Source organism: Rhodococcus sp. NPDC058521, from assembly GCF_042719695.1.
GTDB lineage: Bacteria > Actinomycetota > Actinomycetes > Mycobacteriales > Mycobacteriaceae > Rhodococcus_F.
On the sequence record NZ_JBHXNL010000001.1, the window covers coordinates 143,688 to 153,860 of the forward strand.

Below are 10,173 nucleotides of genomic sequence, written 5' to 3' on the forward strand. Positions count from 1 at the left end.
GCCCCCCACCTTCCCAGCGCGGCGCCCACGGCTGGCGCGGTGCCCCGGCCGCGAGGCGCCTCCGCCCGTTGGCAGTGGTCGACGATGCACGCCACTCGCCCACCACTCACAGGCCGAAGGCGATTACCTGTAGTTGACGAACTGCAGGGCGATCCCGAAATCCTCACCGTCGAGAAGCGAAATGACGGCCTGCAGGTCGTCCCGTTTCTTGCTGCTGACGCGCAGCTCCTCACCCTGAATCTGGGCCTTCACGCCCTTGGGTCCTTCGTCGCGGATCTTCTTGGAGATCTTCTTCGCGTTCTCCGTGCTGATTCCCTGAACCAGGCTGCCGGACAGTTTGAACACCTTGCCCGACTGCGCGGGCTCGCCGGCGTCGAACGCCTTCAGTGAGATGTCGCGCCGGATCAGCTTCTCCTTGAAGACATCGAGGGCTGCCTTCAGGCGCTCCTCGGTGTCTGCGGTCAATGTGATCGATTCCTCACCGGACCAGTCGATCGACGCCCCGGTGTTGCGGAAGTCGTATCGCGTCGACAACTCTTTGCCGGCCTGATGCAGCGCGTTGTCCACCTCTTGTCGGTCGACCTTGCTCACCACATCGAAGGACGAATCAGCCACGTCACACTCCCGGTCTCGTCTTGTTCTGCCCGCTCCGGTCCCGCAGCGGGTGCCCGACCTCATCGGTGGGGCCCGATCGACGCTATCGGTTCGCAACCACCCGTAGCCACCCGGTTTGCAAAACGGGGGCAGGTTCGTTGTATTCTTCTCAGCGCATCGGAGATCGATTTCCTACCGAAATCGGGCTCCACGTGCGACGGCAGATTGCCCGAGCGGCCAATGGGAGCGGACTGTAAATCCGTCGGCTTTTGCCTACGTAGGTTCGAATCCTACATCTGCCACCCACAGAACCCCGGCGAACTTCGGTTCGTCGGGGTTCTGTCGTATGACGGACGCCCCCGAACCCTGTGAGTGGTTTGCGAGTCTCTGGACTCGTTGACCACTCACAGGGGAAGGTGGTCTCACCAGCCGGTTTGGTAGTCGACGGGAACTCTGTGTAATCTCGTCAAGGCTTCAGCGCGCAGCGATGCGCAACCGAAGCACGCCCCCTTAGCTCAGTCGGCAGAGCGTTTCCATGGTAAGGAAAAGGTCAACGGTTCGATTCCGTTAGGGGGCTCGCTGGATTGTGGTGAAGCGCCCAGTGCGCGACACTCGACACCGAGGCGGTGTAGCTCAGTTGGTAGAGCAAACGACTCATAATCGTTGCGTCGCCGGTTCAAGTCCGGTCACCGCTACACAGTATGAATGAACCACCCTGATCGGCAGTTGATCAGAAATACCCGAAAGAAGGCATCCCGTGGCCTCGACCGACGTTCGGCCCAAGATCACCTTGGCCTGCGAGGTATGCAAGCATCGCAACTACATCACGAAGAAGAATCGGCGCAACGACCCCGATCGCCTCGAGATCAAGAAGTTCTGCCCCAACTGCGGAACTCATCAGGCTCACCGCGAATCCAAGTAATACCAAACCTGGGTTCGGCCAGAGGACACGAAGAGGACGCTGACGCCGCCTCTTCGTGTTGTCCGTCCAGGGGGAAGTAGGGGAGTTCGTGACCGATATCAACGAGACCCAGGCAGTGCCGGATCCACAGGTCGATCCAGCCGCGCACGCGAAGGCCATGGTCGGTCACCACTACCGTGTCGACGACTTCTACGAGGTCGGACGCGAGAAGGTGCGCGATTACGCTCGTGCCGTCCAGGATTTTCATCCGGCGCACTGGAGTGAGAATGCTGCGAAGGGCCTAGGTTATGACGGCCTGGTCGCGCCGCTCACCTTTATTTCCATGGTGGGTTTGATCGCCCAGCGCCGCCTGTTCGACGAGATCGTCACCGGCTACGACTTGAGCCAGATCATGCAGGCCGACCAGATCCTCGAGTTCGCCAAGCCCGTCCAGGTCGGCGACCGACTGGTGTGCGATGTGTACCTCGACTCGTTCCGTCAGATGGCCGGCAGTGATCTGATCGTCACCAAGAACATCGTCACCGACCAGAACGACGAACTGGTCATGACCACCTACACCACACTCGTTGCCCGTAGCGGTGGGACCGTGGACGAGAACTGGATGGACGCGGTCAAGGAGGTGGTCATGCATGGTGTCGCTTCGTAAGTTCGCGGACATCGAGGTGGGCCAGGAACTCCCTGCTCGCACCGTCAAGCTCACCCGCGGCGACCTGGTCAACTACGCCGGCGTCTCCGGGGACGCGAATCCGATCCACTGGAGCGACGAGGTCGTGAAGCTGGCCGGTCTCGACGACGTCGTCGCGCACGGCATGCTCACGATGGGCCTCGGAGCCGGGTTCGTGACGTCGTGGCTCGGTGATCCGGGTGCGGTCACCGCATACAACGTCCGATTCACCAGTCCGGTCTACGTCGGTGCGCACAAGGCTGCGTCCGTCGAATTCACCGGAAAGGTGAAGTCCGTGGACGAGGACAACAAAACTGCAGTCGTCGCAATCGTGGCCAAGTCCGAGGGTAAGAAGATCTTCGGGCGGGCCACGGCAACGGTCCGTCTGGCCTGATTTTCAGTCGGATTGGGTTAGTTCCGGGGCTTGAAGTACACTGAGATTTCTGGGATTACTCAGCGCTGCGCGCTGCCCTACGGTGCTGTTTCGCCGAGGAGGGTAGCGCGCGTGTCGTGTAATCGCAGAGTGGTCGGTCGATTCGATTCGTGAGAATCGGTCCGTCCGACCGAAGGGGCGTAGCTCAACTGGCAGAGCAGCGGTCTCCAAAACCGCAGGTTGCAGGTTCAAGTCCTGTCGCCCCTGCCCCCGGATGCCAGCGACTGAGAGGAACGACGTGAGCGAGGAGCGCGGAAAGCGCGACGGCGACACTTCAGGGTCCACGCGCCCGGAGGGTGTCGACGACACCGACGCCGTCGCAGGTACGCGTTCCAGTGCTCCGACGGGAAAGCCGAGCGGTAAGCGTTCGGCCCGTCGCCGGCAGGACGACGTTGTCGCCACCTCGGTGAAGGCACCGGCAAAGCCCGCGCGGACCTCGGCGAAGGATTCGAAGGACCAGGCGAAGAAGCCGAACATCTTCAAGCGCCTTCGTCGGTTCATCCGCGAGGTCATCGCCGAACTTCGTAAGGTGATCTGGCCGAATCGTAAGCAGATGATCACTTACACCAGCGTTGTGATCGTGTTCCTGATCTTCATGGTGGCGTTCATTTTCGGCGTCGACCTTGCGGTCGGCCAGGGTGTCACTTGGTTGTTCGGCTGACAAGACGTGTAAGCGGATTCGCGATGTATGTGAGTGACGAGAGGAAGCGAGTGCCCCAGTGAGCACCCCCGAGAACGACACGAATGAGCCTGTGGCCGACGACGCCGCGGTCGACGGACGTGTCTCTGCCGAGGCGGCAGCCGAAGTGGATGTCGAGGCTGCAGGCGAGGGCACGGAGTCCGCGACCGAAAGCACGGAGTCCGCGACCGAAAGCACGGAGTCCGCGACCGAAAGCACCGAGTCCACGGACGAGGCCGTAGCGGCCGAGGACGGCGCGGAGGCTTCCGAGGAAGCGGTCGACCCCGTCGCCGAGATGAAGGCGGCTCTGCGTCGCGCCCCCGGCGACTGGTACGTCATTCACTCCTATGCGGGCTACGAGAACAAGGTCAAGACCAATCTCGAGACCCGTGTTCAGAACCTCGACGTCGGCGACTACATCTTCCAGGTGGAGGTCCCGCTGGAAGAGGTCACCGAGATCAAGAACGGCCAGCGCAAGCAGGTCAACCGCAAGGTGCTGCCCGGCTACATCCTGGTCCGGATGGAACTCAACGACGAGTCGTGGGGAGCTGTGCGCAACACCCCCGGCGTCACCGGGTTCGTCGGTGCAACGTCTCGTCCGTCGCCATTGACCCTCAACGAGGTCATCAAGTTCCTGCTCCCGCAGCAGGAGGCGAAGAAGCAGGCAGCTGTCGTCGCCGACACGGCCTCCGGCGAGACCGGCACCGAGGCCGCAGCCAAGCCGCTCATCGAGGTCGATTTCGAGGTCGGCGAATCGGTCACCGTCATGGACGGCCCATTCGCGACACTTCCTGCGAGCATCAGCGAGGTAAACGCCGAGCAGCAGAAGCTCAAGGTTCTCGTGTCGATCTTCGGCCGTGAGACTCCTGTCGAGCTGTCGTTCACGCAGGTCTCGAAGATCTAGCAGGTCCGCACGGACTCTGCCCCACACTTGCAATGCAGTACGCAAGAACCACACCCGCAAGAAACTAGGAACTGAGATGCCCCCCAAGAAGAAGAAGCTCGCCGGGCTCATCAAGCTTCAGATCCAGGCTGGTCAGGCCAACCCTGCACCGCCCGTGGGTCCCGCGCTTGGTCAGCACGGCGTGAACATCATGGAATTCTGCAAGGCCTACAACGCAGCGACCGAGTCGCAGCGTGGCAATGTGGTGCCTGTCGAGATCTCGGTCTACGAAGACCGTTCGTTCGACTTCAAGCTGAAGACCCCTCCGGCCGCCAAGCTGCTCCTGAAGGCTGCAGGCGTGCAGAAGGGCTCCGGCGAGCCGCACAAGACCAAGGTTGCTTCCGTGACCATGGATCAGGTGCGCGAGATCGCGAAGACCAAGGCAGAAGACCTCAACGCGAACGACATCGATCAGGCCGCGAAGATCATCGCCGGTACTGCACGTTCGATGGGAATCACGGTCGAGAGCTAAAAGCTCCTCGACGAGGTTCCGCCTCGACATAGATCGCGTGGGAGGGCCGGCCAGGCCCGAAACCACAACTGAACCATTCGCCCGGTAACGGGTGAGAAGTAAGGACAGAAGAAATGGCAAAGCGCAGCAAGGCATACCTCGCCGCCGCCGAGAAGATCGACGCCACCCAGCTCTACAGCCCACTGCAGGCAACGAAGCTGGCGAAGGAGACGTCGTCGAGCAAGATGGACGCAACCGTCGAGGTTGCTGTTCGTCTCGGTGTCGACCCCCGCAAGGCGGACCAGATGGTGCGCGGCACCGTCAACCTCCCGCACGGCACCGGCAAGACGGCTCGCGTGGTCGTGTTCGCCGTCGGTGAGAAGGCCGCAGAAGCAGAAGCCGCCGGCGCCGACGCCGTCGGTTCCGAGGATCTGATCGAGCGCATCAAGGGCGGCTGGACCGACTTCGATGCCGCGATCGCGACCCCTGACCAGATGGCCAAGGTCGGCCGCATCGCCCGCGTCCTCGGACCGCGTGGCCTCATGCCGAACCCGAAGACGGGCACCGTCACGGCGGACGTCACCAAGGCTGTCAACGACATCAAGGGCGGCAAGATCAACTTCCGTGTCGACAAGCAGGCCAACCTGCACTTCGTGATCGGCAAGGCATCGTTCGACGACGCCAAGCTGGTGGAGAACTACGGCGCCGCACTGGACGAGATCCTGCGTGCGAAGCCGTCCTCCGCGAAGGGTCGTTACGTCAAGAAGGTCACGGTCTCGACCACCACCGGACCGGGCATCCCGGTGGACCCGAGCCGTACCCGCAACCTCCTCGAGGATGCAGACGCGTAACTCACGTTCAGACAGTTCGGCCGGTACGGAGAATCCGTACCGGCCGAACTGCGTTTCGGGGCTCAGTCGAGGTCACCGGATTCGGGTTGCTTTCGCCATGCCAGCATCACCGAGTCCGTGCGAGCAGGTCCCCATGGCATGAACAGCGCGACGATCGATCCGAGTACGGCGACGCCGAGGGCTCCGCCGATCTCCCGGGTCGTGTCGTTCACGGCTGATCCCGCCCCGGCTTCGTCGAGTGGCAACGACGCCATGATCGACTCGGTCGCGGGCCCCTGCACGATGGCCAGACCGAGGGCCATCGAGTCCATGGAGGGAAGGACGTCGGTGAATTGATTGCTGTCGACCCTCTCGACCGCCGAGGTAGAGACCGACGCCGGTCAGGAGGAGGCCGAACACGATGACGGGGGTTGTTCCGGTTCGCTGAGCCAGCAGCGTGGCCACGGGCGCGCTGACCGCCACCGACACTGCGAACGAAGCGGCGCGACTCCGAACTCGAACGGCGTGTACTCGCGCACCCGCTGGAACTACTGCGTTATGAGGAACAGGAATCCGAACATCGAGAAATACCCGATGGCGATCGCGAGTGCAGGTAGCGAGAACCTGCGGTTGCGGAAGAGATCGAGGTCGAGGATCGGGTGTTCGGTACGCAGTTCCCAGACCACGAATCCGATCAGGACCGCGATCGAGAACGTCACCGCGCCGACTGTCACCGCCGACGTCCACCCGTGGTGTGGGGCTTCGATGATCACCCACACGAGGGCGGTGATGCCCGCCATCGGACCGATTGCGATCGCGAATCCGACCATGGCAGTCCATGCGGCGATGGCAAGTGTTCTTTCGTGCACGTCGGTGAAGATGTTGATGATGAGGGCGAGGGTTGCGGGAAACACCGCAGCCGCAAAGACCCCCATGGCGGCGCGTGCTGCGATGACCTGCCCCAGGCTCTCGGGGTTCGCGCCTGCGATCGAGATGACGGCGACGCCGATCGACGGGAGGGCGACGTTGACGATGGTGTTGTCGAGTACGACCAGCAGTTCGGCGAGGCAGATCACGGCGAGCGCCAGGAACCGGCGCGTCCGGGTCCCGGCCGGACGACAGTGTGGGATGAGTCACGAACTGCTGCGGCGACGGTCCGATTTGGCGTTCTCGCTGTTCTCGCGTAGTCTGGCCTGCGGAGTTCAGCGCATTATTCGAACTTCACCCAAATCATGTTCTACCCAAGACCGTTGGTGATCGACCCGCAAGGGAATCGATTGAAAGTCCGGAAATGCCCGGCGGCCCACGCAGGAGGACGAGGTATGGGGATACGCCGACCGTGTCCGTCACGTTCGCTGGTTTCCTTTCACGCCCCGTGTGCCCTGCACCGGGGCGTTTTGCATGTCGTGGACTGTGCGCTTCGGATCCCCGTGGCGCACAGCGGTTCCGAAGTGGGATAACGACTGTCATGAGAGGAGGCGAAGTATGGCAAAGGCCGAGAAGGTTTCCGCAGTTGCGGAGATCACCGAGCAGTTCAAGGGTTCGACCGCAGCCGTGATCACGGAATACCGTGGTCTGTCGGTGGGTAGTATCTCGACACTGCGACGTGCTCTCGGAGAGGGTGCCACCTACTCCGTCGCCAAGAACACCCTGGTCAAGCGTGCCGCTGCTGAAGCGGGCGTCGAGGGCCTCGACGACCTGTTCGTCGGTCCGACCGCCATTGCATTCATCAAGGGCGAGCCGGTCGACGCTGCGAAGGCTCTGAAGAACTTCGCGAAGGACAACAAGGCACTCGTCATCAAGGGCGGGTACATGGACGGCGCACCGCTGTCCGTGGACCAGGTCAACCAGATCGCGGACCTCGAGTCCCGCGACGTTCTGTTGGCCAAGCTCGCCGGCGCGATGAAGGGCAACTTGGCAAAGGCTGCAGGCCTGTTCAATGCTCCCGCGTCGCAGGTTGCCCGTCTGGCAGCTGCACTGCAGGAGAAGAAGGCTGCCGAGGGCGGAGCGGAAGCTCCCGCCGAGGCTGCCTCAGAAAGCTGATCCGCACCCGCGCATCACTGCTACAACCCCGCCCGGTCGCGGATCAGCGACATGGGACTTACAGGAAGGACCGCCACAATGGCGAAGCTCAGCACCGAAGAGTTGTTGGACCAGTTCAAGGAGCTCACCCTCCTCGAGCTCTCGGAGTTCGTTAAGGCATTCGAGGAGACCTTCGAGGTCACCGCTGCTGCCCCGGTCGCCGTTGCGGCTGCCGGTGCCCCCGCTGCCGGCGGCGAGGCTGCTGCCGAGGAGCAGGACGAGTTCGACGTCGTCCTCGAGTCGGCCGGCGACAAGAAGATCCAGGTCATCAAGGTCGTCCGTGAGGTCGTCGCAGGCCTCGGCCTGAAGGAGGCCAAGGACATGGTCGAGGGTGCTCCGAAGGCTCTTCTGGAGAAGGTCGACAAGGAAGCTGCCGACGCAGCCAAGGAGAAGCTCGAGGCTGCAGGCGCCAAGGTTTCCGTCAAGTAAGACGGAACACTCGCGCTGCCTCTCGGCAAGCTCTGAAAGAAGGGCCGTTCCCCGTTCGGGGAGCGGCCCTTCTTCGTGTCGTGGAGCCGTGTCGGTTTCGGAGCCCCGAGGCAGTGCTTTAGTAGGACTTCAGTCGTCTGGCCAGTGCTTCGTCCGAACGCTGTGAAATATGGGCACCCTGCCTTGTCAGTCGTTCTTACTCCTGAGTAGCATTCACTGTCACTGGTAACACTCCGATGAGATAGAGTGACCCAACCCACAAGGGTGATCGCATCGGAAGTCGCGGAGGTAATGGTGGGAGTCGAGGTTGCAGTAGAGGGACTGACCAAGTCCTTCGGCTCGCAGAGGATTTGGCAGGACGTTTCGTTGACTCTCCCGGCGGGTGAGGTCAGTGCGTTGCTCGGACCGTCGGGTACGGGTAAGTCGGTGTTCTTGAAGTCGCTGATCGGTCTTCTCCGTCCGGAGGAGGGGTCGATCGTCATCGACGGCACCAATATCCTCGAGTGCTCCAGCAAGGAGCTGTACGAGATTCGTAAGCTGTTCGGCGTCCTGTTCCAGGACGGTGCTCTGTTCGGCTCCATGAACCTGTACGACAATGTTGCGTTCCCGTTGCGTGAGCACACGAAGAAGTCCGAGTCGGACATCCGCAAGATCGTGATGGAGAAGCTCGAATTGACCGGTCTCGTCGGGGCCGAGGACAAGCTTCCCGGTGAGATCTCCGGCGGTATGCGCAAGCGTGCCGGTCTTGCGCGTGCTCTGGTGCTCGACCCGAAGATCATTCTGGTGGACGAGCCCGACTCCGGTCTGGATCCGGTTCGCACCACCTACATCTCGCAGACGTTGATCGACATCAATGCCGAGATCGACGCCACGATTCTGATCGTGTCGCACAACATCAATCTGGCGCGTACGGTGCCGGACAACATCGGCATGTTGTTCCGTCGCAACCTCGTCATGTTCGGACCTCGCGAGGTTCTGTTGACCAGCGACGAGCCGGTCGTAAAGCAGTTCCTCAACGGCACCATGATCGGTCCCATCGGTATGTCCGAGGAGAAGGACGAGACGCAGATGGCTCAGGAACAGGCCATGGTCGATGCCGGTCACCATGCCGGTGGAGTCGACGACGTAGAGGGCATCGTGCCGCAGATGAAGGCCACGCCTGGAATGCCGTTCCGTCAGGCCGTTGCTCGTCGTCAGGAACGAGTTCGCCAGATCATGCACACCCTGCCCGAGAACGCTCAGATCGCGATCCAGGAGAGCCTCGCCGACGACCAGACCACCCAGGTGATCCCCGTGTACACGGACGAAGGCTACGAGGCCTCCTCGTACGAGCGCGGGTAATCGAGGCATGGGGGATACGAGTAGAGCGCTGCTCAAGCCTGTCAACGGGGCATTCACTCAAGCCGGAAATATCGTCGAACTGTTCGTCGATGTCGTACGGCAGACGTTCAAGCGCCCGTTCCAGTTCCGCGAGTTCATCGAGCAGGCGTGGTTCATCGCGAGCGTCACCATCCTGCCGACGGCAATGGTTGCCATTCCGTTCGGCGCCGTGGTGTCACTCCAGACCGGCTCGCTGATCAAGCAGCTCGGTGCGGAATCGTTCACCGGTGCGGCCAGCGTGCTTGCCGTCATTCAGCAGGGCAGCCCGTTGGTGACTGCTCTACTCGTCGCGGGTGCGGCAGGGTCGGCCGTCACAGCCGACCTCGGTTCACGAACCATTCGTGAAGAGATCGACGCCATGGAAGTTCTCGGCATCAACCCGATCCAGCGTCTGGTCGTGCCGCGAGTGCTCGCAATGGTGTTGGTCGCGATCCTGCTCAACGGCCTCGTGTCGGTGGTCGGTATCGCGGGTGGCTACTTCTTCAACGTCATTCTTCAAGGCGGTAACCCGGGTGCGTACCTCGCATCGTTCTCTGCCTTCGCGCAGCTTCCGGACATCTGGATCGGTGAGCTCAAGGCAGCGGTCTTCGGACTGATTGCCGGCGTAATCGCGTCTTATCAGGGACTTCATCCGAAGGGTGGCCCCAAGGGCGTGGGCGACGCGGTGAACCAGTCGGTGGTCATCACGTTCCTTCTCCTGTTCTTCGCGAACCTGATTTTGACGATGGTGTACCTGCAGGTCGTTCCGGCGAAGGGATCATGACGC

At 62.0% G+C, this 10,173-nt stretch carries 12 protein-coding genes, 4 tRNA genes and 1 pseudogene; 15 read left to right on the forward strand and 2 right to left on the reverse strand.

Translation table 11 applies throughout. The annotated features are described in order from the left end of the window. Nucleotides 1-123: 123 nt before the first annotated feature. Entirely contained in the window at nt 124-615 is a 492-nt protein-coding gene (locus ACFWO3_RS00695) for a YajQ family cyclic di-GMP-binding protein (RefSeq protein ID WP_378572675.1), read from the reverse strand. Between the two features lie 198 nt (nt 616-813). Between ACFWO3_RS00695 and ACFWO3_RS00700 the strand changes: the two genes are divergently transcribed. From ACFWO3_RS00700 to rplA, 11 genes are all read left to right on the forward strand, one after another. Further along, a tRNA-Tyr gene (locus ACFWO3_RS00700) sits at nt 814-896 on the forward strand. Between the two features lie 202 nt (nt 897-1,098). Then, nucleotides 1,099-1,171: transfer RNA gene (locus ACFWO3_RS00705), tRNA-Thr, on the forward strand. A 45-nt stretch (nt 1,172-1,216) separates the two neighbouring features. Continuing rightward, a tRNA-Met gene (locus tag ACFWO3_RS00710) sits at nt 1,217-1,289 on the forward strand. 62 nt (nt 1,290-1,351) lie between these two features. Continuing rightward, nucleotides 1,352-1,516, forward strand: coding sequence for a 50S ribosomal protein L33 (gene rpmG / locus ACFWO3_RS00715; RefSeq protein WP_142099888.1), 165 nt, complete (start codon nt 1,352-1,354; stop codon nt 1,514-1,516). 88 nt (nt 1,517-1,604) lie between these two features. After that, on the forward strand, nt 1,605-2,162 hold the full coding sequence (gene hadA / locus ACFWO3_RS00720; RefSeq protein WP_378572678.1) for a (3R)-hydroxyacyl-ACP dehydratase subunit HadA: 558 nt from the start codon (nt 1,605-1,607) through the stop codon (nt 2,160-2,162). Next, the gene (hadB, locus tag ACFWO3_RS00725; RefSeq protein WP_378573938.1) at nt 2,149-2,574 is read left to right on the forward strand and encodes a (3R)-hydroxyacyl-ACP dehydratase subunit HadB; all 426 of its coding nucleotides are present in this window, start codon (nt 2,149-2,151) and stop codon (nt 2,572-2,574) included. Before hadA ends, hadB begins: the two co-directional genes overlap by 14 nt. Nucleotides 2,575-2,747: 173 nt before the next feature. Further along, nucleotides 2,748-2,820 (forward strand) — tRNA-Trp (locus tag ACFWO3_RS00730). A gap of 31 nt (nt 2,821-2,851) precedes the next feature. Continuing rightward, on the forward strand, nt 2,852-3,274 hold the full coding sequence (gene secE, locus ACFWO3_RS00735) for a preprotein translocase subunit SecE (protein ID WP_378572681.1): 423 nt from the start codon (nt 2,852-2,854) through the stop codon (nt 3,272-3,274). Nucleotides 3,275-3,332: 58 nt separating this feature from the next. Further along, the gene (gene nusG, locus ACFWO3_RS00740; protein ID WP_378572683.1) at nt 3,333-4,196 is read left to right on the forward strand and encodes a transcription termination/antitermination protein NusG; all 864 of its coding nucleotides are present in this window, start codon (nt 3,333-3,335) and stop codon (nt 4,194-4,196) included. Between the two features lie 76 nt (nt 4,197-4,272). Beyond that, nucleotides 4,273-4,707 (forward strand): 50S ribosomal protein L11, encoded by a 435-nt coding sequence (rplK, locus tag ACFWO3_RS00745; RefSeq protein ID WP_378572685.1) that lies wholly within the window; start codon nt 4,273-4,275, stop codon nt 4,705-4,707. A 113-nt stretch (nt 4,708-4,820) separates the two neighbouring features. After that, nucleotides 4,821-5,537, forward strand: a complete 717-nt coding sequence (rplA, locus tag ACFWO3_RS00750) for a 50S ribosomal protein L1 (RefSeq protein ID WP_378572687.1) — start codon at nt 4,821-4,823, stop codon at nt 5,535-5,537. Nucleotides 5,538-5,599: 62 nt separating this feature from the next. Here rplA and ACFWO3_RS00755 read toward each other — a convergent pair. Next, nucleotides 5,600-6,646 (reverse strand): annotated as a pseudogene (locus tag ACFWO3_RS00755) (MFS transporter). Nucleotides 6,647-7,001: 355 nt separating this feature from the next. On the opposite strand from ACFWO3_RS00755, the gene rplJ reads away from it, so the two are divergent. The 4 genes from rplJ (at nt 7,002) to ACFWO3_RS00775 (ending at nt 10,170) form a co-directional block, all read left to right on the forward strand. Further along, nucleotides 7,002-7,559 (forward strand): 50S ribosomal protein L10, encoded by a 558-nt coding sequence (gene rplJ, locus ACFWO3_RS00760; RefSeq protein ID WP_378572689.1) that lies wholly within the window; start codon nt 7,002-7,004, stop codon nt 7,557-7,559. Nucleotides 7,560-7,637: 78 nt separating this feature from the next. Beyond that, nucleotides 7,638-8,027 carry a 50S ribosomal protein L7/L12 gene (gene rplL, locus ACFWO3_RS00765; protein ID WP_378572692.1) on the forward strand — a complete coding sequence of 130 codons (390 nt, stop codon included), beginning with the start codon at nt 7,638-7,640 and terminating at the stop codon, nt 8,025-8,027. 291 nt (nt 8,028-8,318) lie between these two features. Next, on the forward strand, nt 8,319-9,368 hold the full coding sequence (locus ACFWO3_RS00770) for an ABC transporter ATP-binding protein (protein ID WP_378573940.1): 1,050 nt from the start codon (nt 8,319-8,321) through the stop codon (nt 9,366-9,368). Between the two features lie 7 nt (nt 9,369-9,375). Next, a complete protein-coding gene (locus ACFWO3_RS00775) occupies nt 9,376-10,170 on the forward strand; it encodes an MlaE family ABC transporter permease (protein ID WP_378572694.1) in 795 nt (264 codons plus the stop codon). Nucleotides 10,171-10,173: the final 3 nt, after the last annotated feature.